We start from the raw sequence: 24,306 nt of genomic DNA, 5'->3' as shown, positions 1-24,306 counted from the left end.
TCCTTAATTTAATTAATCGTCTATATATCCACCTAAATATTCATATTCATTGGCATTAAGCCTAACTTCTCTGTACTTGGCATAACGGTGGCCAATACCTTTTAAAAACTCTACTCGCTCCCTGGCCATTTTTTCTGTTCCATAAACTCCAAAGAAACAAATCTCTGCTCCATGGTCATCATAGTCGCCATCATAAGTGTCAGCAGTAACCATATATAGCTTTCTCCACTTTGTTATAAGGCCAATATCATCTTGAACTTTAATCTTTTCAAGTTTAGCCGAAAATTCTTCTTCTATTTTCTCCGCTTCTTCTTCGGTAAATATATCTCTTTCGCTAGTGTATTTGATGAAAGTATGTCCACCCCTAGGAGTAGGTATCCGCTTCAAATAATTTCCAGTCTTAAAATTCCTTATATAGTAATTTTGCTGGATATCTCTTTCGTCTATAGGTGAGCAGGCAAATTGGCTAATAGCCCATGCAATCTCCTCGGTATCATCCATGCTCCATTCTTTTGCATAATTGCTAAACGAAAAAGAAACCTTAAATTTGGATTTATCCTTTCTGCTCACAGTGGCAATTATATTCTTGTCTTTATCACAAATCGCATAATCATAATCAAGCCTTTGTATATATAGATCATATTTTTCTAAAATCTCTTGTAGTTCTTTATATGTTAACATCTCGCCATCTCCTATATCGTCTTTATACTCAAAGCTTCGCCTTGGTCTGTGACTGTTATGCCCTCGACCTCTTCGCCAGCCTCTGTATATGCCTTACCATCTACTACCTTGAGGGCCTTTTTAAGTGGAGTCTTTTCAACTTCCTCTTTAACTCTTATAAATTCGTTCATTTCTGCTTGGTGCAAAAACTTAATAACCGTCTCATCATCGTATGTCCATTTGGCTTGTTGTTTGCGTGTGGTGACCGCACCAAATGGTGTATCAATTTTTGCTTTAGGATTATCTTTTCTCAATTGGTAAAGATATCCGCTTAAACTTTGGGAAAGAAAAGCCTTTCTTTTTTCAATTTTTTCTTGTTCTTGATCCAGCCAGAATTTTAATCTGTCAATTTCATCCTTGACCAAATTCTTCTTTCGCTCCTCTTCAATCTCAAGCAGCTTATATTTTTTTAAAGCCCAGCTTGCCTTTTTATCATCATCAATAATAAAAGCTTGCTGCTCTTCTTTTTCTTCTTGGCAATCGCAGTCTTCGCAATCGCCGTCGCAGTCAAGGCCTAAAAATTCTAGGTCCATGTCATCTGTCAATTCAATTAATTCAACTCTGTCTTCCATAATTCCTCCTATCTCTTTTTCTTCACTTTTAATTTTTCCTTGCTTGGACTGTTAAAAAGCATTTCACCGTCTTTCGTGTAAAATCGTCTCCCAGTCCGCCTCTCTTCGTCAATCTGCCTTTGAAACTTCAATTGCCTCAAAGCAATCTCCGTGTAAATATCCCTTTGTTTACTCACTCAACTCTACTCCGTTTTACTCAACTCTATAAGCATTCATCATTTAAATCTGATATAAATGCACTCTTTAAACAATAATCGTTAATATCGACTCCAGTCATAGCATCTTGACCGACTTTTGCAAAAATTGAGTTTTTATCAAAACTAACCATTATCACCTCATCATCAATCCAGTCATAAAGAATGTATATTTTTTGCTTTTCAGCTTTCATATTATCCTCCTTACTTTTCCGCCCATCCCTCAATTTCTGGGATTACTTCAATAGGCAACCAGCATTTAATCTCTTTATATTTTGTGCCGTTTACAGTCTTTGTTCTTCCTTTTTTTGCTAATCTCACAATAGTTTTGTACAAGTTTCTTTGTTTTTCTTCTGCTGTCAATTCTTTAGCTTCCACATTATCCTCCTAACCTTTGCCGCCCATTCCTCACTATTCGGTTGGCAATATTTCCTCGCTATACTGTTGATATCTTTTGGGTATTTCGTCTTAATCAGCCTGCACCAATAATGGATGCCTTGGTTTACACTGTCAAAAGATTTCCCATACATACCAAATAAGTTCTTATCAACCCTTGCCCTTCTACTATCATGCCCCCATCCACTCTCTACTACAGCCACAGCCTTTGCAAAGTCAGGATCAATTCCATAACCCTCACAAATGCTGAAGTCGTGAGTAGGCTTTGAGAATAACATCGACAGGGCAGCACATATTATTTGAACCTTAACCATTGATATCTAAAACCCTTTCAAGGCCCTTGGCTGCACCCTTAATATCTCCAGCCTTAATTTGCCCTGCAAAAGTCTTGTACTCCTGCTTGGTCAAATGCTTCTTTAATTTGGCCAATAATCCTAAGGCCTTTGATATCCTATCGTCCATTACTTAACCTCTTTTATAGGGCTAAGAGCTGACTTATCTAGCCTTTGCTCTTGCCTCTCACCCATTAGCTCAAGGCTTGCCCAGTTAAGTATTGTTAAAACTATAAATGTCAGCGGCAGCATATAATTTAACCAAAAATTATAAGACCCACTATAAATCACCATTGTTAATAGGGCCAAGGTCCCAAATATAAAAATCCTTTTTAATGCCCCTCTCATGCTCTTTGTCATTGTCATATCACTTACCCCCTTGTAATATCCTGATTAATTTGACTGGCTAGCCAATCATCTACCAAGTGTAAAATTGCTTTGTGCCTAGTCCCAACCAATACTTTTGGAAAACCTTGCCTCTTCATAATATTCCTTGCTGCCCTCTCGCCAATCCCAAGATACTCAGCCAGTTGAACTGGATCCAAGAGAGCTGGCATATTTAGATCAAGCTCTTGGTCCTTTTCAGGATCAGGCTTTACGAATTTAAGATTTAAATCCTTGTAATCAAAAGCGTTCATAACTACCTCCCAAAACTCTCACAATTTGCAAACTTCTTATCTCCATAAAGCTCTTCAGCCTCAAAGACTGAGTCAGCCCTTACAATATGAAAACCTGCCTGGCCCTTGCACCTGATAGCACAGATGCCAGAGCCTAGGTTTTTAACATAAATCTCTTCGCCGCAGTGCTTGCAATAATAACCGTGGTGTGTAAAAGCCACACTGTCTATCTCTTTAAAAAATTCATCAACTTTAAAATCCATAACCAATCCTCCTTAAATTTTATGTACACCCCCAAGCAATAAATAGCGATTAAAATCATTGTAGCGTCCACTTTATGTGGACAATCCCAGAAAGCTATTTAATGCTATAATATAACCAAGGAGGTGATAAAAATGATTGATACCAAACAAATTGTCAGCCAAGTCCTTGAAGATCAAGTTAAAAAGATTAAACAAGCTAATCCTAAAAACCAAATCCCAGAGCTTGTAATCAACCTAACTGCTTCAATGCTTCTTCAAGTCCTTGAGCAATATGACACTCAACTTGGCCAATATCTAATCGCTCACTCTGAAGAGAAGAAATAGCCTCTTCAATCGCTTGGACCTTTTTCTCTAACTCGTCCAAGCGACTACATAAATCCTTGCACTTGCAATCTTCCATCCTAAACCCCCACCTCATACATCAGATCCCTATCGACCCTAGCAATCTCATCTGACAGTCCAGCAATCCTTGACTCCAAGATTGACCTCTCATAACTATCACTCGTATACATAAGCTCAGCTTCCAGCTGGCTCCTCTTTTTATCATACATAAGCATTAAATTACTTAATTCACTTGCCCTACTCATAACTCCTCCTAACCTACCCCCCAGCATTAAATAGCGATTAAAATCATTGTAGCGTCCACTTTATGTGGACAATCCCAGAAAGCTATTTAGTGCTATAATAAAAATAAGGAGGTGATAAAAATGATTAAAATATCTGCAGATATTTTGAACAGTCTACTAAACAAACTTGACCAACAAAATATCAAATACATCGGATATTTCAGTGAAGAAAAAGAGCAAAAACCCTTATCTTTTGATGAAACAACTTCAACAGTCTATAAAGTGCTAATAAGTTCAGAAATAGGTCAATTCTACACAACCACAAAAGACCTAGACTTCACAAAGCTAATTGAAGTGCAATCGCTCATAATTAAAAATCCATCAGCTGAAATATCTTAAAAAGTGAGGGCTAATTATCGCCCTCATACATACGAATAGGCGTACTTAACTTCTCATAATTGAGTAAAATATTAACTAACACATCGAACCTATCCCTTTCAAAAAAATCATTTGAATTTAAAGCCCAAAACAAAAGCCAAGCCGCAGGATTTTCTGCAAATTGATTAATCAAAAAGTCCTTACCAGCCTCATCTCCTGATTTCTTTAAATTAACAACATCCTTAAAATTCATAACTCCTCCTAAAACCAACCTTGGCAAACAAGAACTTGAAGAACTTCTTTAAGTTATAAGCGACCGCCCAACACACATTCCTAAAAGTAAAGGGCGTTCGATTTACATACTTAAAATCAATAGGCTTGCACCCGCCACCATCATCAAGCTCCGACAAACTAATAACCTCAAGCCTGTTCAACCGCTTCCTGATAGGAATAAAAAATCTCCTACCCTCAAACTCAATCTCCAGACATAAAATCCTCAAATCAATCATCAGCTAAACCTCATAACTAAATAAAACCCTTTAGATGCTTGGATATGCCATCAATCTCAGAATCAGTTAATTCAGACCTAGTTCTGGCATTGATGGTCGTACATATAACACGATTAATAAAATCCCAATCATCTTGAGACAACTTCCTTCTAATCTCCAAAAGAGTATCAACATCCTTTTCTGAAATCTTCATAACCCCTCCTACTTAACAGCCTCAAGCTCCTTATCCTTTGCCTTAAAAGTCTCATCAATCCCATCAATGATTTTCCTAAAACTATTGAGTAAGTCCCCTGTTGGCAAATCTGCAACAAGCTTTGGACTAACCCCGTACATAAACTCATAAAAGCCAATGACCTCACCCAAACTCCTAATGAAAATCATATTGAAAAGCAGCTCTCTGCCCCCATCAGGACCCTTAAACTCATCCACAAGATCTGGATTAGCAAAAGCCCTCTCAATAATCTCTACCGTGGTGTCCATAACATCCTTAATCAAAAACCCATCATCCATAAATTCTTTCTTCATAACTCCTCCTAACCCACCCCTTGTGCTATAATAAGTACAAGGAGGTGAAAAAAATGAATAAATCAACAGATAAAGCACCGCTAAAATTTCTAATTTACTATGCAATCGTTTCAACAACAGTTGGAATACTCGTCTCAACAAAATCAGGAAACAACACATTCTTTAAACAACTATTGGAAATCAACCTGTTGGAACTAATCTTAAATTTCTCGCTCGTATTCACATTGTCATTATTTGTATGCCTAGTTGTTTCAACACCATACTTTATGACTACAAAGAAAGTAAAAGCAAAAACATTAAACGAACTAGACAAACTAGGCCTTACAAAAATCACATCTGTAATATCCCTACTATTTGCAATGATGAATACACTAACAATAGAACAATTTGAACAAATATTAGACATAGTTGCCTTTATACCATTGTTCACAATATCCGTAAAAATCTTTATGGAAATAAGCAAACAGAAATTAACCAAGAATTAAGAGTCTTGTTCCCTATCTCTAAGACCAACATAGGCAAAATACAAGGAACCCAACAAACACAAAGCCAAAAGAATAAATAAATGAACTCTAATACTCCCACTGCCAAAAATAATGGCGAAAACAATAGCTGAATAAAAGAAAATATTCAAAACAACCATCCTAATAGGCTTGTCCGTCAAAAACTCCATAACCCTTACAAGTAACCCCCGCTTGTCCTTATCCATAACTCCTCCTGTAATTCTTTGTGTGGTGATTTTAACTTTTTAAGTTAAGATGCATATTAAAGTTTAACTTATAAAGTCAAATTTTCCTTAAAAAAATATTCTCTTATTTCACTGTCTGATAAATCATACCTATAAATTATTTGATTCATTTCTCCTCTGGTAAATTCAGCTTTGCCATTTAATTTTAAATTCATATTGCTTTCAGATATTCCAAGGAAATTAGCGAGATCTCTTTGAGTTTCATTTGCTAAGTACATTTTTGCTTTAAGCTCTCTACACTCTCTACACATATTTTTCCCTCCTTCTTTTAACTTTATAAGTCAATTATACAACATCATTTTTAACTTGTCAAGTCAATTTTTAAAAATAATAAAAAATTTTTTAAATTTTAAAGTCAATTGCTTGTAATTTAAAAGTTAAACTGTTATAATCGTATTTAACGAAGGAGGTTAAAAATGAATACAGGAGATAGATTAAGACAATTAAGACAAAATAATAATATGACATTGGAAGAGCTTGGAGATAAGTTAGGTGTATCTCATGCTACTATATATAAATATGAAAAAGGCGAAATCGCAAACATGAAACAATCCACCATTGAAAAATTAGCAAATATTTTTGGTGTTTCTCCAATTTATATTATGGGACTTGATTTGACTAATCCAAGCGTAAAAATTCCAGACTCAGTGAAAAAAATTCCAATCCTAGGCACGATCTGTGCAGGAGACGGGATATTTTGCGAAGAAAACTACGAGGGATATTTTATAGCTGACCCTGAAATAAAAAGAGCCGACTTCGTTGTAAAAGTCGAAGGCGACTCCATGAGCGGCGACAAAATCCAAGACGGCGACATGGCCTTTCTTAGGTCCACCCATGCCGTCGACAATGGAAAAATCGCAGCAGTCCTCCTAAAAACCACCAATGAAGTCATGCTAAAACGAGTCTATGTCAAAGAAGACCACGCAATCCTCCAACCCTCCAACCCCACCTATTCACCAATTACCACGGATAACTTCCTAATCTTGGGCGAGCTAGTAGGTATTTATCACAAAGTGGAATGAGAGGAATAAAATTTAAAAAATATGTTGACAAATTAATAATTCTAGGGTATACTATAAGTACAAAGGAAAGGAACCAAGCTTTTTGGTTACAATTAAGCCCTAGCATCATGTTAGGGCTTTTTTGTTTCTTAAATAGGAGATAAAATGAATAAACCTTTTAAAACAATTGATGAACAAATTGAAATTCTTAGATCTAGAAAGATGATAGTAGATTCAAAGTACGCTTCTAAATCACTCATGAAAAATGGATACTACAACATAATCAATGGTTACAAAGACTTTTTCCTTAAGGAAAATTCAAATGATTTTTTAGATGGTACAAATTTCATAGATCTAGAAACTTTATTTAAAGTTGATAAAATTTTAAGCCAAGGATTTTTTTATGCCTGCCTTGATATCGAAAGAACTTTCAAAACAAATTTGGCTTACTTTATAGCTGAAAAATACGGAGAAAAAGAAAATGAATATCTTAAAAAAACAAATTATTCCACTGGTAAAAACTTAGGAAATAATAGATGGCAAAGGGATGAGACTATAAAAATATTTAATAAATTGCTTAACGAAGATATTCAACCGATACAACATTACAGAAAAAAATATAATAATGTACCACCATGGATCTTGTTTTCAAGAGCTACTTTTGGCAATGTGTATTATCTATACAAGTTGTCAAAAAGCGACATTAAAACAAAAGTTATATCAAGTATATTGGACATTAACCCAGCAGAAGTTGACGCCCCTTTAAAACAACTATTTTCAGATGCTATGTTATTAGTGTTATATTTTAGAAACAGAACTGCCCACGCAAATAGAGCATACAATTTTACAGTTAAAGTTTCAGGTCAAATTTTAAAATATCATAAGATATTTTATGATCCATTCAAATTAACCAAACAGGATAATCTAAACGGAATTTGCAGAAATGATGTATTCGCATTTATAGCATCTGTTTACTTTTTAGATAAAGAACCTTATGAAGAGCTAAAAAAGAAACTGATATATATATTTTATAGTTATAAGTTTATCAACTCCAAAAACTATAATAAATTATTAAGAGCAATTGGAATACCAGAACCAATGATTAATTGTGATATTGCTGACATACTACCTTAAGCAATATAAATAAAACCAAAATAAGACTGTAAACAAAAAAGAAGAGCCTACCAATCACCACAATTTAAGGCCCTTCTTCCCAAAGTATAGACCCTGCTCTTTTTGTGTGCAGAAGTCTATACATATTATACCAAAATTAATTATTTTATACAAGAAAGGAGAAAATAATAATGACGAAAAAAAGAAGCAAAAGAGCCAACGGCGATGGCTCCATCACCTTTAGGATGAGAAACGGAAAAAAATATTACACGGCATCCATAACCCTTGGTTACAACAGAGACGGCACGCAAGCACGGGAAACAAAGTCATCATACAAGCAAGGCGAGGTCATCAATTGGTTAAATGATATGAAATCAAGGCGGACACAATTGTCTATTTACTCAGATAAACAAACCCTAGAGGGCTTTGCCAATTACTGGCTCTTTAATGTTAAGGCCCCAACAGTAAAAGCAAACACATTAGAAAGATATGAGTCTCTTATAAGAAATCATATTGCAACCACCAACCTTTGGAATAGGCAACTTACCAAATTAAGATTTGAAGACTTTGAGCAGCTATTTGCTAATTATGGATCAATAGACCCAAAGACAAATGATCCAATGGTATCTTTGCATTCTAGAAAGTTTATATTAAGAGTATTAAGAGCTATGTTCAAACATGCAATGATCTTGCAAAAAATTCAATTGAATCCAACAATGACTGTTGCCTTGCCTAAAGAAGATACAGCAATCAAGCCAACCTACAGCCAAACAGAGCAGCAAATAATAATAAATGCCCTGACCTCGTCAATAGAAGACAGAGCAATATTATTAGCCTTGGCAACGGGATTGAGGCAAGGAGAAATACTAGGTCTCCAATGGAAAGACCTAAAAAATAACACACTAAATATAAATAAGCAGCAATCTTATGTAAAACAAGTCAATCCTGACGGCACTAGGACCAATTACTATCAAATAACACCACCTAAAACGAGTAGCTCAAAAGCTATTGTCCCTATTCCCTATCAAATTGCAATGATCTTTGAAAGATATAGAGAAGATGATGAAACATTTATCTTCTCAGAAAACGGCAAGATAATTGATTGCAAAAAATTAAGACGGAGGCTCTATAAAATACAGGAAGAAAACGGCCTGCCGCACAAAACCTTCCACCAATTAAGACACGCATTTGCTACTAGACTCTTTGAAACTGGAGTTGACTTAAAAACGGTCTCAGGCTTAATGAGACACAAAGATATAGCTACAACAGCAAATATATACACTCACCTATCAGATGAAAAGAAAAATAAAGCCAGTGAATTGATGAGTCAATTTTTAACACCAGAAATAACAATTAAAAAAACCAAGAAAGCATAAAAAATTAAAGTGATCTTCATGGTCACTTTTTTATTGCCCAAAATTGTCAACAATAAAAAGCAAAAAGTCTGCTACCAGTCTGCTACCAGCATTACAAATTATGCCAAACTATACCAAAAAAATGCAAATAAATAAAAATGCAAAAAAATAAAACCGCTGAATTGCAACACTTTAACAAATTATGCCAAACTATGCAAAACTGCGATTTTGATTGGTGGAGATGATGGGAGTCGAACCCATGTCCGAAAACCCCTTCTAAAGAACTTCTCCGAGTGCAGAGAATTTCAAAAGTTCTTTTCTCAATATAAATCCACAAAATATTTAAGAATATAGCTTTTATAATAAATTAATATGCCAAAAGCAATGCAATATTAATTCAACTCGTGTTAATTAAGATCTCAAAACTCGTACGAGAGATAGAGAGTGAGATTCGCCGCAATTAAACTAAGCAGCTAGTGCAAAACTTCTATTGTTGTCTGCATTTAAATTTAAGTGCTCTTTTTTAACGTAGTTTCGCGAACTACGACTCGCTTTTCCTTAGAACAAGATCCCCGTCGAAGCCAAGTCATCCCCAAATAAAACAGAAATTATTCTTCTGTTTTAATGCTGTTACTCATTTGAGCTAGTTGACGTCTATTGTCATTTAAGGTTTCAATAACCTTCTTTAGCTCTTCTTGAGTTTCTAATAACAACTTGTCTGAGTAGTTGATACTACCAAGAGTCATTTGTTTTGACTTATCTTTTGTTTCTGTCATTAACTTTTGTGCTTGGCTCTTTGCCTCAACCATAACACTATCTTCGCTTAAGAGTTTGCTTAATTCAACTTTAGCATCATTAATAACCTTTTCGCCATCAAGTCTTGCTTCATTTAAAATTCTTTCTCTTTCTTCTTTGATCCATGTTGCTTGCTTTATTTCATCAGGCAATTTTAACCTAAGTTCACTAATTAGTTCTAGAATTTCTTCTTTGTCAACAGCAACTTTATTGCTTAAAAATGCTGTTTTTGCGCCTTCGACTACATCTTCAATTTCATTGATAATTTCAATAACGTCCATTTTATACCCCCCTTGAAAATTTTTCTTTGAGTTTTATATTTACATTAATCGGCACAAAATCTTGAAGATTGCCATCAAAATGTGCAATTTCTTTTACAAGACTTGAGCTTAAATAAGAATACTTACTGTTAGATACTAAAAATATTGTCTCTATTTCATCATATAATTTTTTATTTGCCAAAGCCATCTGAAGTTCGTACTCATAATCACTTACAGCCCTTAAACCTCTAATTATAACATCAGCTTTAACTTCTTTTGCATAGTTAATCAAGAGTCCATCGAATGGTTCGACAATAATATTATCATATTCTTTTATATTTTCTTTAATCATTTTGATTCTTTCTTCAGAGCTAAAAAGCGATTTTTTTGATACATTATTCAAAACTGCTACTCTTAGCTCATCAAAAAGCTTTGCACCTCTAAAAATAATATCAAGGTGACCATTTGTAATCGGATCAAAGCTACCTGGATAAACTGCCCTCATTATTTACCTCTAGAATTATTACCTTTCGTTTTCCATACTTGCGAGACTTAATCAATTGGTAATCTTCAAAAGACTCGTTTAGATCATCTACCGTTTCTATAATAATTTTAGTATTATTATCTATTATATCAGATTTATTTAAAAATTCCAATACATTCATTAATAATTCTTTATCATCATATGGAGGATCAATATATACATAATCAAAAGCACGGCCAGTATAAGATTTTATATATCTTAATGCATCTGATTTAAAAACTACTTGTTCAGTTATTTTTAGTTTTTCAAGATTTGCATTTATTGACTCAATAGCTTTAAAATTTTTATCAACAAATACTGCCTTAAATGCTCCCCTGCTTAAAAATTCAATGCCAATCTGTCCACTACCAGCAAATATATCTAGTGCACTGGATTGATTTTTTATAGGTCCAATCAGATTGAAAATATTTTCTTTTAGCATATCATCCGTTGGTCTTGTGGTTAGACCTTTTGGAGCACTAAGCTTCGCTCCCCTATATTTCCCACTTATTACTCTCACTAGCTAATCTCCTGGGCATAGTCGCCTATAAATTCTTTGTTGTTTACTAATATTTGTTCCCATTCTATGTTATCTTTCGACATTGCATATTTTTCATAGTCTCTTTTTGCAAGTAAAATAATATCCATATCCCTTTCAAAGTCTAAGAACTTTAATTTTTGTCTGCCGTGTTGCCTTAGTCCTAAAAACTCCCCAGGTCCTCTTAGGCGCAAATCTTCTTTTGCGATTTCAAAACCATCATCAGTCCTCTCCATAGTTTTAATTCTAGCATAGGACTCCTCAGATTTAGACGTATTAATTAACAAGCAATAGGACTTATGCTGGCCTCTGCCAACTCTTCCCCTCAATTGATGGAGCTGCGACAAACCAAATCTTTCAGCATTCATAATTACCATGCAGGTTGCATTTGGCACGTCAATTCCTACTTCAATTACAGTTGTGGAAACCAATATATTTATCTTTCCCTGGTAGAATTCAGACATAATTTCATCTTTATCGTCGTTTTTTGTTCTGCCTGTAACTAGGTCAACTTTGTAATTTTGAAAAATTTCTTTAAGTTCAGCGTACAAGTCCTCGGCTGATTTTAAATTTGATTTCTCGCTTTCCTCGATAAGCGGACATACAAAATATGCCTGTCTGCCTTTTTTTATTTCATTTAATACAAATTCATATACAGAGGATATTTGACTTTCATTTAAAGCGTAAGTTTCTATTTTTTGTCTGCCTTCAGGCATGGTTCGTATTTCACTGATCTCCATCTCGCCATACAAAATAAGAGCAAGACTTCTAGGAATAGGAGTTGCACTCATTAAAAGTAAATTTATGCCCGCAGTTTTCTCAGCCAATGTTCTTCTTTGCATAACTCCAAAACGGTGCTGTTCATCAATAGCAACAAAACCAATATTTTTAAATTTCACCTCATCATTTAGTAAAGAATGTGTCCCAACAATAACATCAATATTTCCTGCTTCAAGCTCTGATAATATTTCTTCTCTCTCCGACATCTTTATCTTTGATGTTAAAAGGACTACATTAAATCCAAATCTTTCAGTTAAAGATTTTAGTTTAACATAATTTTGCTCGGCAAGAATTGCTGTTGGCGCCATAAATGCAGCCTGATAACCAGAGGCTACCGCCTTTACAATTGCATATTGAGCAACAACTGTTTTTCCACTTCCAACATCGCCTTGAAGCAGTCTTGACATCTTAATCTCGGATTCTAGGTCTTCTTTAATCTCTACGAGGCTAGCCTTTTGACCTCCTGTAAGTTTAAAAGGTAAAAACCTTAAAAAGTCTCTCTCCTCTTCAGTATCTTTTAGGCTAATACCAGGAGTGTTTTTAAATAATTTATTCCCATCTGATGTTGATACTAAAATTGAAAAAGCTTCAACATAAGCCATCAATGACAGTGCCTTGTTAGCTTCATCCATCGATTCTGGAAAATGAATCATTCGAAGTAATGTTTTCATTGACGGAATATTGTGAGTATCCCTAAGTGATTTAGGAATAAGCTCAAACTCTTGCCACTGATCTAAAGCTTGTGAAATATATGATCTTAGAACTTTGTTGGTTAAATCTTTGGTAAGCGGATAAACTGGTACAATCGATCCGATGTTCTCATCAATTTTTGAAGAAAAAATTGGAGAACTCATCGTAATCTCTGATTTAAAAGTTTTTATCCTTCCATACAGATAATACCATTCTCCAATTTTAAAATTATTTTTGGCCCAATACTGGTTAAAAAAAGAAATATTAATAACTTGATAACCGTCACTTGCAACAAAATTTACAATAGTCATTTTATTGTTGATACGTTTAATTGGCTCTCTACGTGTTATTTTTACATGAATCAGAGCATCCTCGCCGTCTCTTACCTGATCCAAATTAAGTACAGTTTTTCTGTCCTCATAATAATTAGGAGCATAAAAGACAAGGTCATTTAAGTTATTAATATTCAATTTCTCAAGTAACTTAATACGTTTAGGTCCGAGTCCCTTTATGCTCCCAAAGCTCATTATTCAATACTCAACAAATAATAGTATACTGGTTGATCTCCCCTTGCAGATTCAATATCTATATCAGGATAAGCCTCTGAAAGGTTTGCAACATCTTCTTCTAAAGTCGCATCATCAATTTCTTCTCCCGCAAATAAAGTTACTATAGATGTATCTTCATTAACAGCTGATTCGATTGCCGCCTTTAAAACGCCATATCTATCGCTATCACTAGCCACAATATCCTTTTCTATTATAGCCATGTAGTCGCCTTTTTTAATTTCCCTTCCATCAATTACTGTATCTCTTACAGCATAAGTTATTGCACCACTTTTAACTTCTTCCAATGATTTAGTCATAGTTTCAGTTATTGTATTTAAATCTAAACTATCATCATAATTGATGAGAGCTTGTATACCCTGTGGGATTGTCCTTGTAGGAATTACAATTATATTCTTATCAGAAATATCGCAAACATTTTCCGCAGTTAAAATTATATTGGAGTTATTTGGCAATATAAAAATATTATCTGCATTGATACTATCAACAGCCTTGATAAAATCCTCAACACTTGGATTCATTGTTTGTCCACCCAATACAACCTTATCTGCACCAAGGTCTAAAAATAAATTTTTAATACCTTCACCTGCAGCAACAGCTATAAAAGCATTTTCCTTGTGTTCTAAGTCTCCAGGATTGATCATTTCTTCTTTAATATGGTCATCATGTCTAGCCCTTACTTCAGCATTTTGAAGCCTCATATTATCAGCTTTAACACCGGTTATATAACCATATTCAAGACCTATTTCAAAAGCCTTGCCTGGATGATTTGTATGAACGTGAATTTTTATAATATCATCATTTTTTACACAAACTAATGAATCACCAAAATCTAAAAGTCTGTGTTTTAATAAATCAAGATCATCAAAATCCGTATGAATCATAAACTCAGTACAATAACCATACTTAATGCTTTCATCAAACTCTAAATTGATTGTAGGCTCAGTAACTGGTGCAGCAATTTCATAGTCAATTTCTTTTCCTATAAAACCAAAATAGAAACCTTCCAGTATAACCATTAAACCCTTACCACCTGAGTCGACAACACCAGCTTCTTTTAAAACTGGAAGCAAATTAGGTGTATTATCTAATGATTTTTGTCCTACATCAAGGCACGCTTTAAAAAATTCAACTGTATCATCAAATTTTCTATGAGATTTTTCAGCGTATTCAGCTATCTCCCTAATTACAGTTAAAATTGTGCCTTCTGTAGGCTTCATTACAGCCTTATATGCAACTTCTTTTGCACTTGTTAAAGCATGGCTCATAGTACTGACATCTATAGTTTTTTTATCAGCTATACCTTGTGAGAGTCCGCGTAAAATTTGAGATAAGATTACACCCGAGTTTCCTCTTGCTCCCATAAGGGCTCCTTTGCTCAATGCTTTTGCAATATCTCCGCAGCTATCGCTATCTTCAGAAAGCGCATGCTCACTTGCAGATTTAATAGTCAAAAACATATTAATACCAGTATCTCCATCTGGCACAGGAAAAACATTAAGAGCGTTAACCAAGTCCTTATTTACATCAAGATTAGCAACAGCATTCTTAATGCCATTTTTAAACATATTTGCATCTATATACTTCATAATACCTCCTATTTGTTCGTTCTTATTCCTTGAACAAATAAGTTTACATCCCTAACTTCTAGACCAGTTTGCTTTTCAACATTGAATCTTACCTTTTCAATAAGATTTTCAGATACAACTGCGATATTTATCCCATATTGTATAATAATATGAATATCTATATTAACAAATGTTTCTTCTGATGTAACTTTAATGCCCTTAGAAAGATTTTTAAAACTCAAAAGTTCAAAAATTCCATCTGTCGCATTCTTAGCAGCCATTCCAACAACTCCATATGTCTCCATTGCAGAAATACCTGCAATTATAGCAACTGCATTGTCAGAAATAGTAATTTTTCCATAGTCGGTAATTATTTTTGCACTCATAATAGACTCCTTTATATGATATTCTTCTCCTCTATTTTATAATATTTTAATATATTATTCAAGTTATTAAAAATATAGCTTGATTTTTAGATAAATATATTGTAGAATATATATGTTAAATAAGAGGAGGTGTAATTATGGCAAGAGTATGTGATGTATGTGGAAAAGGCAAGAAATTTGGTAACAAAGTTAGCCACTCCAAAAGAAACTCTCGTAGATCTTGGGCTCCTAATCTTAGAAGAATTCGCGTCGTTGAAGACGGAACAGCTAAGAGAATTAAAGTATGCACAAGTTGCTTAGGAAAAGCTGAATTTTAAGAAATTTGAAGAGAGCTATAAGCTCTTTTTTTCTTGCCTAGTTTTCTTTTCCAATGGTTCTATAATAACCATTAAAACCTCACCATATACTTTTATATAACCACAATCAATTGTCTCATTGCTCAATGTTAGGCTGCTGTATTTAGATACAGGAGCCTTATTTAAATTCCACTTAAAACCCTTTAGGCTGACTTTGCTTTCCATATCTTCACTTGAAACAATACTTACTCTAAGTCCTTTAGGTATTTTTAATAGGTCGCCATCTTTTAAGAACTCAATCCTAGTATTGGGTTCTCTTATTGAAACTTTATAACCTTGTTTCCTAAGATCAATCAATAGATTAATATTAAATAACTCGTGAGAAAGTTTTCCACCAAGCACACCAGAAAAGTCAATCCTATTAAAGTTTTTTGCTTCTTCTATAGCAAGTTCTAAGTCAGATTTATCCTTATCTATTTTAAATTTTTTTAAAGAGGCGCCAGATGATTCAAATTCATTTAATATAGTTTGATTGATTGAATCAAAATCTCCAAGCATTAAATCTGGCATTAGCTTTGCTTTATAAAAAACTTCAGCTCCTCTATCAACTGCTATTTTGAAATTATAATTATCATAAATTTTTAAAAGATAATTATAATCCTTAAGCATTGCTCCAACAATTAAAGCTTGCATAATTGATCTTTAAACGCTTTTAGGTTGCTTTCAAAATCACCTTTTAATAATCCAGAGCCACTTACAACCATATCAGCTCCAGCCTTTGCCACATCAAGTACATTAGATGCAACTATTCCTCCATCAACTTCAATAATAGCTTCTGAACCAATTTGATTCAGCATTTGTCTGATCTCTTTTATCTTTTGACTAGCAGATGGGATAAATTTTTGTCCTCCAAAACCTGGATTTACACTCATTACTAAAACCATATCAACAACATCTAATACATATCTAATTGTTTCTGGAGAAGTGCCTGGATTTAAAGCAAGACCAGCTTTCATGCCTAATTCTTTTATTTTATTTAAATCTCTTTCTAAATGTGTTGATGCTTCAGCATGGATTGTTAAATATTCCGTTCCTGTATCTTTAAAAACATCAAAATACCTGTTTGGTTCCATTATCATTAGATGAGTATCAAGAGCAATATCGTATTTGTCCTTAATTTGTTTAAGAATCATCGGTCCATAGCTAATATTTGGCACGTACATACCATCCATAATATCCATATGCAAGATATCTATGCCTGAATCCATCATCATTTCGATATCATTACCTAAATTTAGAAAATCACAACTCAGCACACTTGGCGCAATTCTTACCATCTGTTTACCTCCATGTTTTTAACCTCTTCTGCTAATCTTAAATAATTCTCATACCTTCCTCTATCAATAAAGCCATCATTGAGTGCTTTTTTTACTGCACATCCAGGTTCATTAATATGTTTGCAGGTATTGAACTTACATGATCCCTTATATTTTAAAAACTCGGGAAAATAATTCTGCAAATGCTCTCCTTCATTTAAAAGTGGTATATCTAAAGAAGCAAAGCCAGGCGTATCTATTAATTTAAATTCACCAAAATCAAAAATTTCTACATGCCTTGTGGTGTGTCTGCCCCGCCCTAATTTTTTGCTCGTCACAGCTGTTTTTTGGATGGTATCCCTTGCCAATTGATTTAAAAAAGTGCTCTTACCTACGCCGCTATTGCCTACTGCCATAATGAGTTTTTCTTTAAATCTCTCTTCAATATCATCATAGGACTCGTGATCAATGCCAGAAACATATACATCAATTCCGCTCTTTTCATACATATCTTTTATTTCCTCTGTTTTACTTAAATTTAAATCAGATTTTGTTAATAAAACAACAGGCTCACAATTGTGAATAAAAGAGTAAACTAATAACTTATCTGTTAAATATTGGTCAAACTGAGGATCTTCTATAGAGGATACTATCAAAAATATATCTATATTTGCAGCCTGAGGTCTTATGAAAGAATTTTTCCGTTCATAAACTTTAGTTATTATAAAGTCATCATCCTGCTTTTCAAATTCAACAATATCACCAACCAACAACTTCTGAGCTGATTTTATTTTTCCAGGGCTGTGAAGGATGTATTCTTCTCCATTGTAATCAGCTAAGAACACACCTCCCGCCACTCTTTTAATTTGTGTTTGCATTTACTGTAAAGGTTTGTTTAATAATATCATCAAAATAGAGTTCAACTGTCGATCCAACTTTTAAATCAGAAAAATCAAGGAATACAAAGCCCTTGTCGCTAGGATACACATCTTCGTGAAGAACATTTCTCTGTCCATCTACAATGTTTACAACTTTTACAGCTGTCTCTTCCTTATCTTCAGGCACATTAAATGAAAGATTAAAATTAGCTGCATCTTTATTGGCCTCGGTGTTTTCATTTTCAGTTTGCTCTTCTTCCTCTTCAGTTTCTTCTTCGCCTTTTGATACCACTAAGGTAATAATTGTTCCTGGAGAAAACTCAACACCTTCATCATGGGATTGTGAGATAACAACATCTTTTTTTACTTCCTCTGAAGCTTCATAGGTTATATTTCCAACTTGAAACTCATTTGCTATAATTAAGGATTTCGCATCTTCCACATTCAAGCCTACTAGTTTTGGAACTTTCCTAACACCAAAACTTCCCGTTTCTGGAACGGTAAAAACAATAATAGTTTTATCCATAATTTCTGTTCCAGCTTTAGGGGATTGCTTAATGATAACATTTTTTTGGCCATTTGAATCCTTATCATATTCAATTTTATAACCTACGCCAAGATTTTTAATTTCATCTTCTATTTCATCAAGGCTCTTGCCAACATAATCTTTCATAAATTTACCAGTAGATTTTGATTCCTCAGAATTATCTTTTTCTGGAGAATTTATAGTAACATAAATTGTAGAGCCTTCTTTGATATTGATTCCTGGTTGAGGGCGTTGATTTAATATACCAAAAGCGCGACTTGTTTCATTGGTAACTCTTTCAATTTCTAGGTTTACTTTAATTTCTGATGCTTTTTCCCTGGCATCTTCGTCTGATAATCCAATTAAATTTGGAGCTGGATGTTCGCCAATTCTATTTTGTATATTAGTTTCTCTGATTTTGTTGAAACCAATATACAAACCGGTAGTTAATAAAAATGCTAACAATATACCAGCAAAAATAGGTAGTAAGTGAAGCTTTTTAAATATGCTTACGCCTTCGTCGTCATCATCATATTCGTCATCATCATATTCATCATCGTCATCTTGATCATAATCGTAATCCTCATCATCGTCATAGTCGCTGCCATCATAAGCATCTGAAATGGTTTTTTTCTTTTTGTTTTTTATCAGTTGTTCAATTTCTTCTTTTGGTATTACCCTTGTCATATCAAGTTGCTCATCTATTTCTTCATTTGATAAAAAACTACGCTTAGAATTTAAGATTTTATTTAAATCTGTAATTATTTCATCAACATTTTGATATCTTTCAGCCTGACGTTTCTTTACACATTTTAAAATAATAGCCTCTAAACTATCTGAGATATTAGGATTGAACTTGGATGGAGGAGTTATTTCTTCCTCCAAATGCTTCATAGCAATTGTAATTGGATTCTCCCCATCATATGGTCTCTTTCCTGTAACCATTTCATATAAGAGAATACCAAATGAATATATATCTGTTCTTTGATCAGTATATGCACCACGAGCTTGTTCTGGTGAGAAATAATGTACAGATCCCATAGCGTCCATAGTTGTTGTCATAGTTTGATTTGATGTTGCCCTAGCAATTCCAAAATCAGTAACCTTAACAATACCATTTTTTGTAATCATAATATTGTGAGGTTTGATATCCCTATGAATAACACCATGTGAGTGAGCTTCTTTTAAAGCTGCTAAAATTTGTCCAGCAATTATAAGAGCTTGCTCTTGTTCTATAGGACTTTTTTCAGCAATCAAATCTTTTAATGTCTCCCCATCAATATACTCCATTATTATAAAATAATGATCTACACCGTCGATTTCTACCTTATGAAAATCATAAATACTAACAATATTGGGATGATTTAATTTTGCTGCAGCTTGACATTCGTTCATAAACTTCTTAACGAATTCATCATCGCTTGCATACTCATCTTTTAACTCCTTGATAGCAACAAGTCTATCGAGAGTATGACACTTGGCTTTATAGACAGTTGCCATACCTCCAACGCCTACAACTTCAAGTATCTCGTATCTATCTAATAACATTGAACCTATTTCCATACTATTCTCCTATCTTAGTCAAAATACAAGTTATATTATCCTTGCCCCCTCTTTCGAGGCACTTGTCAACAATAATATTAACAGTTTCTGAATCATTATCATTCTTAAGCTCTTCTTCTAATTCATCATCACACAGATATTTTGTGACGCCATCTGTACATAAAAATACTTTAAAAGGTACACTTGATTCTATTTTACCAAGGTCTGGTGTTTCTATTGAAGATACACCAACAGCTCTTGTAATATAATTTGAATACGATTCTTCATTGACATCAACACCATTTTTAATCAACTCAGCAGTTAGTGTATGGTCACTTGTAATTTGTTTAAGCTCATCATCATATATATAAATTCTCGAGTCACCAACATGAGCATAATATAAAATATTCTTTTCAATAACTGCTATAGAAAGGGTTGTCCCCATTCCCGATAAATCTTCAGATGATTTAGATTTTAAATATATATTTATATTAATATCTTCTACCAACTTCTTCAGTGATTTTAAAATATCTTCATCTTTGTTAGGTCTCCATTTTTCCACAGCTTTTACAGCCATGCTACTGGCAACTTCACCAGATTTGTGACCACCCATTCCGTCGCATATTGCTAAAATTAATAAATCATCAAATTCTTTTATAAACAATGAATCCTCATTATTTTTTCTAATATTACCCTTATCTGTTCTTGAGAAATACTGCATATTAATCCTCGCATATAAACTTTCTTCTTAATTGACCGCATGCTCCATTAATATCTTGGCCCATGCTATGCCTAAAGGTTGCGTTTACGTTTAAATCATTTAACTTTTGTGTAAATAATTTCGCCGCACCATCTTCACCCTTATTATTGTATTCTTTTATTGGATTTAATTCCAGTATATTTATGTGAGCGTGCGTTTTATTTACAAATTCTTTTAACCTTTTAGCGTCGTTATTACTATCATTCTCACCGCCAATTACCATGTATTCAAAGCTAGGCCTTCTGCCAGTTTTTTTATAATAATATTGAACTGCATCCATTAATTCATTTAGTGGATATTTTTTATTTATAGGCATTAACTTTGACCTCTCTTCATCAGTTGTCCTGTGCAAAGAAAGTGCAAGTGTTACTGGCAAGCCTTCATGGGCTAAATCTATTATTTTATCTGTAAGACCACAAGTCGAAACAGTAATCTTCCTTAGAGATTTATTGGCACCATTCTCATCAGAAATAGTTTTCAAAAATCTAATTAAATTATCGTAATTATCAAGGGGTTCACCCTGGCCCATAATAACAATATTATTTATATATTTTCCTTCAATTTTTTCAATTTCATATATTTGCCTGACCATTTCACCAGAGCTTAAGTTTCTTGCCTTGCCACCTTTTGTGGATGCACAAAAAACACAGCCCATGTTGCAACCAACCTGTGATGAAATACATATGGAATTTCTGTCCTTATATTCCATATATACTGACTCAACAAAATTACCATCAGCAAGCTTAAATAGGTATTTTTTAGTCCTGCTATCTTTGCTCGTTAAACTTGTTACTGTACTAATTTCTGTGAACTTGTACTCGTCTTTAAGTTTAGCCCTAAGATCCATTGGCAGTGAACTTATTTGATCAAAACTTTCTACTCTATTCTTATGAATAGCAGAAAAAATTTGACTAGACCTAAATTTTGGCAAATTAAATTGATCTAAATCTGACTTTAATTCTTCAAGTGTAAAATTATCTATATCTTTTTTAATAAGCAAGCGTAAAATCCCTCACTATCTTTACTAGGAAAAACTGTTGTATCTTTGATGATACTTAAATTATTTTCTCCTGCAACCTTATCTACTATATCTCTGTTTTCTCTTTTCAATATTGAACACGTTGAGTAAATTATATATTTATCTTTTTTAGTTTGGTTTACAGCATTCTTGAGTATTTCAATTTGCTTGGTATTTAACTCTTCAATCATTTTATAATTAATCTTATACTTTAACTCTGGCTTTCTCGAAATTACGCCTGAACCGCTGCACAAGACATCACACAAAACTAAACCATATTCATTGCCATCAAAGTTTCGGGCATCATGAACACCACAAGTCACATTTGTTAATCCCCAGCGTCTTATATTGTCTTCCAACAAAGTTACTCTGTTTTTATTTATGTCACTTGCTTTTATATTCGCCTTTGGAAACTTATCAGCTAACAAAAGGGTTTTACCACCCGGTGCTGCACACATATCAAATATTGTATGAATATCTTCATCAGGCGCAAGTTCCCTTACTGCTGATGTAGAATAGTCCATGATTGTGTAATCTCCATTTCTAAAAAAGCTTGCAAGCACTTTATGCCTATAATTTTGTATTATTAAAAAATCTTTTATTTCTTTAAATTTTATTTCATTTGATTCAAGCCTAGCTTTAATTTTGGCCATATTTTTTCTGACATAAATATGAACTTTTGGTGGGATGAAAGTTGCTTTTAAAATTTCAAGCGTATCTGCTTTATTTTCCTTAATCATAGACAAGAGCTCGCTATTAATAGAGTACTCATACTCCCAACCCCTGTCATAAACTTTATTTAAAAGGTCATCTCCCATTCGCTGAGCTGATCTTAAAATCCCATTAACAAAGCCAGCAGCTCCTTTATTTAACATTTTTTTAGCTAATTCAACAACTTCATATATAGCTGCATAATCTTTCGTATTGGAATAAAATAACTGATAAAGGCCCATATAAATTAAAATAATAGCTTTCTCATCTATTTTTTTTATATCTTTATTTGATAAAATTTTTAGCATTTCTTCTAGGGTTAATTTTCTTTCAATAACTCCATAAACCAAATCTGTTACAAAAGGTCTTGAATCAAGCTGGTTGTTTTTTAATAATAAATTAGAATAGCCATCATCATAAATAACCCTATATATGATATCAAAGGCAACTTCTCTATCGTTTATTTTCAAATCTTCCTTCAATATTATTTCCCCTTAAAAAATCTGACGTTTTCATTTTCTTTTTACCCGGAGCTTGTATTTCATCAATTATAACTGATCCATCTAGAGTTCCAATATGCAAATTACCATCAGAAACTTTTATAAACCCTGGATCTAATTTAAGGACAGAAACTCTGGCTGAAAATAATTTATATCTATCATCTCCATTATAAGCATAAGCGCCAATATGTGAACTCAAAGCATTAATTTTATTTTTTATATCCTTGCTTTTAAAATTAAAATCGACCAGTGCATCCTCTTTAGAAATTTTACCTACATAAGTTTCTCCGGGTCCTTGTGGCTGTGCCTTTAATTCTCCACTCTCTATCCCAGATAAAACATTTACAATAGTCTCCTTTGATAAATTACACAGTCTTTGATTTAAAGAGTCAAAAGTTTCATTTTCACCAATACTTAGTTCAAAAACTTTATATATATCACCCGCATCAAGGGCTTTAACCATTTTCATATATGTTATTCCGGTCTCGTCTTTACCATCCTTGATAACACTTTCTATTGGACTAGCTCCCCTGTATTTGGGTAAAAGCGATGCATGAATATTAATAGGATCAATCTTTGGAAGGTCTAAAATATACTGAGGTATAATGGCCCCATAAGCTACAACTACAAAAAAATCTGCATTCAAGTCTTTAATCCAAGACTCGTCATCTTGTCTTAAAAAATCTCTTTCAAATACTTGAATATTATTTTCTTCAGCATATTTTTTTACTGGTGTGCTTATAACCTTGTTTCCCCTACCTCTAACTTTATCAGACCTTGTAACTACTCCTACGACTTCATTTTCAGATTGATGTAAAGTTTTTAAAATTTCTGCTCCAAATTGTGTTGAGGAAAAAAATAAAATTTTACTCATCTATAAATCACTTTCCACTAAATCTTCATCGTCGAATAGTTGATTTTCATAAATTTTATCCGTATAGAGAATGCCATTTGTATGATCAACCTCATGGCAAATAATTCTTGCCACAAAGTCTTCTGCTTCAAACTCAAGATTTTTGCCATCTGCATTCATAGCTTTAACTTGAATCTTTTGAGGGCGTTCTACTTTTCCATGTTTACCAGGAACGCTCAAGCAGCCCTCGAGTCCAACTTCTGCTCCATCGCATTCAACGATTTCAGGATTTATTAAAACCATTGCCTCTTCATCTTCTTCTGGCTTTACAAGTATAATTCTTCTTAATGAGCCTACTTGAACTGCGGCAAGGCCAACGCCATTTGATTCATCAAGTGTTTCTCTCATATCTTCTATTAAAGTTATAATATTTTCGTTTATTTCTTTTACTGTCTTCGATTGTTTTCTTAAAATAGGGTCTCCATCGATCCTTAATTTTCTAATTGCCATG

The 24,306-nt window shown here is 33.6% G+C and carries 39 protein-coding genes and 1 other RNA gene; 7 read left to right on the top strand and 33 right to left on the bottom strand.

Annotated features, from left to right (window positions below):
* Positions 1-12 precede the first annotated feature (12 nt).
* Genes CUU59_RS03300 through CUU59_RS03270 form a run of 10 tightly spaced genes read right to left on the bottom strand, consistent with a single transcriptional unit; the run spans position 13 to position 3,094 of the window.
* Positions 13-681, bottom strand: a complete 669-nt coding sequence (locus CUU59_RS03300; protein WP_099950579.1) for a hypothetical protein — start codon at positions 679-681, stop codon at positions 13-15.
* Between the two features lie 11 nt (positions 682-692).
* Positions 693-1,292, bottom strand: coding sequence for a host-nuclease inhibitor Gam family protein (locus CUU59_RS03295; RefSeq protein WP_099950578.1), 600 nt, complete (start codon positions 1,290-1,292; stop codon positions 693-695).
* A gap of 8 nt (positions 1,293-1,300) precedes the next feature.
* Entirely contained in the window at positions 1,301-1,468 is a 168-nt protein-coding gene (locus CUU59_RS08145; RefSeq protein ID WP_169922841.1) for a hypothetical protein, read from the bottom strand.
* A gap of 26 nt (positions 1,469-1,494) precedes the next feature.
* Positions 1,495-1,680, bottom strand: a complete 186-nt coding sequence (locus CUU59_RS03290) for a hypothetical protein (protein ID WP_099950577.1) — start codon at positions 1,678-1,680, stop codon at positions 1,495-1,497.
* Between the two features lie 10 nt (positions 1,681-1,690).
* Positions 1,691-1,864, bottom strand: coding sequence for a hypothetical protein (locus CUU59_RS08140; RefSeq protein ID WP_169922840.1), 174 nt, complete (start codon positions 1,862-1,864; stop codon positions 1,691-1,693).
* Positions 1,846-2,196, bottom strand: coding sequence for a glucosaminidase domain-containing protein (locus tag CUU59_RS03285; RefSeq protein WP_099950576.1), 351 nt, complete (start codon positions 2,194-2,196; stop codon positions 1,846-1,848). Before CUU59_RS03285 ends, CUU59_RS08140 begins: the two co-directional genes overlap by 19 nt.
* The gene (locus tag CUU59_RS08135) at positions 2,189-2,344 is read right to left on the bottom strand and encodes a hypothetical protein (protein WP_169922839.1); all 156 of its coding nucleotides are present in this window, start codon (positions 2,342-2,344) and stop codon (positions 2,189-2,191) included. The genes CUU59_RS03285 and CUU59_RS08135 overlap by 8 nt, the downstream gene beginning before the upstream one ends.
* Positions 2,344-2,580, bottom strand: a complete 237-nt coding sequence (locus CUU59_RS03280) for a hypothetical protein (protein WP_099950575.1) — start codon at positions 2,578-2,580, stop codon at positions 2,344-2,346. Before CUU59_RS03280 ends, CUU59_RS08135 begins: the two co-directional genes overlap by 1 nt.
* A gap of 5 nt (positions 2,581-2,585) precedes the next feature.
* Positions 2,586-2,852 (bottom strand): helix-turn-helix transcriptional regulator, encoded by a 267-nt coding sequence (locus CUU59_RS03275; protein ID WP_099950574.1) that lies wholly within the window; start codon positions 2,850-2,852, stop codon positions 2,586-2,588.
* Between the two features lie 2 nt (positions 2,853-2,854).
* The gene (locus CUU59_RS03270; protein WP_099950573.1) at positions 2,855-3,094 is read right to left on the bottom strand and encodes a hypothetical protein; all 240 of its coding nucleotides are present in this window, start codon (positions 3,092-3,094) and stop codon (positions 2,855-2,857) included.
* 132 nt (positions 3,095-3,226) lie between these two features.
* Here CUU59_RS03270 and CUU59_RS03265 point away from each other — a divergent pair, with 132 nt between their 5' ends.
* Complete coding sequence (locus tag CUU59_RS03265) at positions 3,227-3,418, top strand: hypothetical protein (protein WP_099950572.1); 192 nt, start codon at positions 3,227-3,229, stop codon at positions 3,416-3,418.
* A 77-nt stretch (positions 3,419-3,495) separates the two neighbouring features.
* Here the strand turns inward: CUU59_RS03265 and CUU59_RS03260 are convergent, their stop codons facing one another.
* Positions 3,496-3,681, bottom strand: a complete 186-nt coding sequence (locus CUU59_RS03260; protein ID WP_099950571.1) for a hypothetical protein — start codon at positions 3,679-3,681, stop codon at positions 3,496-3,498.
* A gap of 120 nt (positions 3,682-3,801) precedes the next feature.
* Between CUU59_RS03260 and CUU59_RS03255 the strand changes: the two genes are divergently transcribed.
* Positions 3,802-4,059: a hypothetical protein gene (locus CUU59_RS03255; RefSeq protein ID WP_099950570.1), complete on the top strand. Its 258-nt coding sequence runs from the start codon at positions 3,802-3,804 to the stop codon at positions 4,057-4,059.
* A gap of 10 nt (positions 4,060-4,069) precedes the next feature.
* Here CUU59_RS03255 and CUU59_RS03250 read toward each other — a convergent pair whose 3' ends face one another.
* Genes CUU59_RS03250 through CUU59_RS03240 form a run of 4 tightly spaced genes read right to left on the bottom strand, consistent with a single transcriptional unit; the run spans position 4,070 to position 5,072 of the window.
* Positions 4,070-4,291: a hypothetical protein gene (locus CUU59_RS03250; protein ID WP_099950569.1), complete on the bottom strand. Its 222-nt coding sequence runs from the start codon at positions 4,289-4,291 to the stop codon at positions 4,070-4,072.
* Positions 4,281-4,547, bottom strand: a complete 267-nt coding sequence (locus tag CUU59_RS03245; protein WP_099950568.1) for a hypothetical protein — start codon at positions 4,545-4,547, stop codon at positions 4,281-4,283. The genes CUU59_RS03250 and CUU59_RS03245 overlap by 11 nt, the downstream gene beginning before the upstream one ends.
* A gap of 16 nt (positions 4,548-4,563) precedes the next feature.
* Positions 4,564-4,740: a hypothetical protein gene (locus CUU59_RS08130; RefSeq protein ID WP_169922838.1), complete on the bottom strand. Its 177-nt coding sequence runs from the start codon at positions 4,738-4,740 to the stop codon at positions 4,564-4,566.
* 8 nt (positions 4,741-4,748) lie between these two features.
* Entirely contained in the window at positions 4,749-5,072 is a 324-nt protein-coding gene (locus CUU59_RS03240) for a hypothetical protein (RefSeq protein WP_099950567.1), read from the bottom strand.
* Positions 5,073-5,125: 53 nt separating this feature from the next.
* Between CUU59_RS03240 and CUU59_RS03235 the strand changes: the two genes are divergently transcribed.
* Positions 5,126-5,557, top strand: coding sequence for a hypothetical protein (locus CUU59_RS03235; RefSeq protein WP_099950566.1), 432 nt, complete (start codon positions 5,126-5,128; stop codon positions 5,555-5,557).
* Here the strand turns inward: CUU59_RS03235 and CUU59_RS03230 are convergent.
* Both CUU59_RS03230 and CUU59_RS03225 read right to left on the bottom strand, forming a co-directional pair.
* Complete coding sequence (locus CUU59_RS03230; protein WP_099950565.1) at positions 5,554-5,781, bottom strand: hypothetical protein; 228 nt, start codon at positions 5,779-5,781, stop codon at positions 5,554-5,556. The two genes, CUU59_RS03235 and CUU59_RS03230, sit on opposite strands and share 4 nt — an antisense overlap.
* A 68-nt stretch (positions 5,782-5,849) precedes the next feature.
* Positions 5,850-6,071 carry a DUF739 family protein gene (locus CUU59_RS03225; protein ID WP_099950564.1) on the bottom strand — a complete coding sequence of 74 codons (222 nt, stop codon included), beginning with the start codon at positions 6,069-6,071 and terminating at the stop codon, positions 5,850-5,852.
* Positions 6,072-6,236: 165 nt separating this feature from the next.
* On the opposite strand from CUU59_RS03225, the gene CUU59_RS03220 reads away from it, so the two are divergent.
* The 3 genes from CUU59_RS03220 to CUU59_RS03210 all read left to right on the top strand — a co-directional run bounded on the left by CUU59_RS03220 (position 6,237) and on the right by CUU59_RS03210 (position 9,310).
* Positions 6,237-6,842 (top strand): LexA family protein, encoded by a 606-nt coding sequence (locus tag CUU59_RS03220; RefSeq protein WP_099950563.1) that lies wholly within the window; start codon positions 6,237-6,239, stop codon positions 6,840-6,842.
* Positions 6,843-6,986: 144 nt separating this feature from the next.
* Complete coding sequence (locus CUU59_RS03215) at positions 6,987-7,955, top strand: Abi family protein (RefSeq protein WP_099950562.1); 969 nt, start codon at positions 6,987-6,989, stop codon at positions 7,953-7,955.
* Between the two features lie 170 nt (positions 7,956-8,125).
* Positions 8,126-9,310, top strand: coding sequence for a tyrosine-type recombinase/integrase (locus CUU59_RS03210; protein WP_099950561.1), 1,185 nt, complete (start codon positions 8,126-8,128; stop codon positions 9,308-9,310).
* Positions 9,311-9,522: 212 nt separating this feature from the next.
* Here CUU59_RS03210 and ssrA read toward each other — a convergent pair.
* From ssrA to CUU59_RS03175, 7 genes are all read right to left on the bottom strand, one after another.
* Positions 9,523-9,883, bottom strand: a transfer-messenger RNA (tmRNA) gene (ssrA, locus tag CUU59_RS03205).
* A gap of 14 nt (positions 9,884-9,897) precedes the next feature.
* Positions 9,898-10,365, bottom strand: coding sequence for an ATPase (locus CUU59_RS03200; protein WP_075573670.1), 468 nt, complete (start codon positions 10,363-10,365; stop codon positions 9,898-9,900).
* A gap of 1 nt (position 10,366) precedes the next feature.
* Complete coding sequence (coaD, locus tag CUU59_RS03195; RefSeq protein ID WP_099950560.1) at positions 10,367-10,852, bottom strand: pantetheine-phosphate adenylyltransferase; 486 nt, start codon at positions 10,850-10,852, stop codon at positions 10,367-10,369.
* Positions 10,827-11,387: a 16S rRNA (guanine(966)-N(2))-methyltransferase RsmD gene (rsmD, locus tag CUU59_RS03190; protein ID WP_099950559.1), complete on the bottom strand. Its 561-nt coding sequence runs from the start codon at positions 11,385-11,387 to the stop codon at positions 10,827-10,829. The genes coaD and rsmD overlap by 26 nt, the downstream gene beginning before the upstream one ends.
* Positions 11,387-13,402 carry an ATP-dependent DNA helicase RecG gene (gene recG, locus CUU59_RS03185; protein WP_099950558.1) on the bottom strand — a complete coding sequence of 672 codons (2,016 nt, stop codon included), beginning with the start codon at positions 13,400-13,402 and terminating at the stop codon, positions 11,387-11,389. The genes rsmD and recG overlap by 1 nt, the downstream gene beginning before the upstream one ends.
* A complete protein-coding gene (locus CUU59_RS03180; RefSeq protein ID WP_099950557.1) occupies positions 13,402-15,030 on the bottom strand; it encodes a DAK2 domain-containing protein in 1,629 nt (542 codons plus the stop codon). The genes recG and CUU59_RS03180 overlap by 1 nt, the downstream gene beginning before the upstream one ends.
* 8 nt (positions 15,031-15,038) lie before the next feature.
* The gene (locus CUU59_RS03175) at positions 15,039-15,395 is read right to left on the bottom strand and encodes an Asp23/Gls24 family envelope stress response protein (RefSeq protein WP_075573675.1); all 357 of its coding nucleotides are present in this window, start codon (positions 15,393-15,395) and stop codon (positions 15,039-15,041) included.
* Positions 15,396-15,532: 137 nt separating this feature from the next.
* Between CUU59_RS03175 and rpmB the strand changes: the two genes are divergently transcribed.
* Positions 15,533-15,712, top strand: coding sequence for a 50S ribosomal protein L28 (rpmB, locus tag CUU59_RS03170; protein WP_099950556.1), 180 nt, complete (start codon positions 15,533-15,535; stop codon positions 15,710-15,712).
* Between the two features lie 15 nt (positions 15,713-15,727).
* Here the strand turns inward: rpmB and CUU59_RS03165 are convergent, their stop codons facing one another.
* From CUU59_RS03165 to def, 9 genes are read right to left on the bottom strand one after another with little or no spacing between them, the layout of a single operon-like run.
* Positions 15,728-16,384: a thiamine diphosphokinase gene (locus CUU59_RS03165; protein WP_099950555.1), complete on the bottom strand. Its 657-nt coding sequence runs from the start codon at positions 16,382-16,384 to the stop codon at positions 15,728-15,730.
* Positions 16,372-17,028 (bottom strand): ribulose-phosphate 3-epimerase, encoded by a 657-nt coding sequence (gene rpe, locus CUU59_RS03160; protein ID WP_099950554.1) that lies wholly within the window; start codon positions 17,026-17,028, stop codon positions 16,372-16,374. Before rpe ends, CUU59_RS03165 begins: the two co-directional genes overlap by 13 nt.
* Positions 17,022-17,852 (bottom strand): ribosome small subunit-dependent GTPase A, encoded by an 831-nt coding sequence (gene rsgA, locus CUU59_RS03155; RefSeq protein WP_169922837.1) that lies wholly within the window; start codon positions 17,850-17,852, stop codon positions 17,022-17,024. The genes rpe and rsgA overlap by 7 nt, the downstream gene beginning before the upstream one ends.
* A 16-nt stretch (positions 17,853-17,868) precedes the next feature.
* Entirely contained in the window at positions 17,869-19,974 is a 2,106-nt protein-coding gene (gene pknB / locus CUU59_RS03150) for a Stk1 family PASTA domain-containing Ser/Thr kinase (RefSeq protein WP_099950552.1), read from the bottom strand.
* A gap of 1 nt (position 19,975) precedes the next feature.
* Positions 19,976-20,674: a protein phosphatase 2C domain-containing protein gene (locus CUU59_RS03145; RefSeq protein ID WP_099950551.1), complete on the bottom strand. Its 699-nt coding sequence runs from the start codon at positions 20,672-20,674 to the stop codon at positions 19,976-19,978.
* Position 20,675: 1 nt separating this feature from the next.
* Positions 20,676-21,713 (bottom strand): dual-specificity RNA methyltransferase RlmN, encoded by a 1,038-nt coding sequence (rlmN, locus tag CUU59_RS03140; RefSeq protein ID WP_245870539.1) that lies wholly within the window; start codon positions 21,711-21,713, stop codon positions 20,676-20,678.
* Complete coding sequence (locus CUU59_RS03135) at positions 21,692-22,924, bottom strand: transcription antitermination factor NusB (protein WP_099950550.1); 1,233 nt, start codon at positions 22,922-22,924, stop codon at positions 21,692-21,694. The genes rlmN and CUU59_RS03135 overlap by 22 nt, the downstream gene beginning before the upstream one ends.
* On the bottom strand, positions 22,896-23,816 hold the full coding sequence (gene fmt, locus CUU59_RS03130) for a methionyl-tRNA formyltransferase (RefSeq protein WP_099950549.1): 921 nt from the start codon (positions 23,814-23,816) through the stop codon (positions 22,896-22,898). Before fmt ends, CUU59_RS03135 begins: the two co-directional genes overlap by 29 nt.
* On the bottom strand, positions 23,817-24,305 hold the full coding sequence (gene def, locus CUU59_RS03125) for a peptide deformylase (RefSeq protein WP_099950548.1): 489 nt from the start codon (positions 24,303-24,305) through the stop codon (positions 23,817-23,819).
* Position 24,306 lies beyond the last annotated feature (1 nt).

The sequence above is a fragment of the Ezakiella peruensis genome, from assembly GCF_900215725.1.
Taxonomy (GTDB): domain Bacteria; phylum Bacillota; class Clostridia; order Tissierellales; family Peptoniphilaceae; genus Ezakiella; species Ezakiella peruensis.
This window is presented reverse-complemented; position numbering and strand designations above follow the sequence as displayed.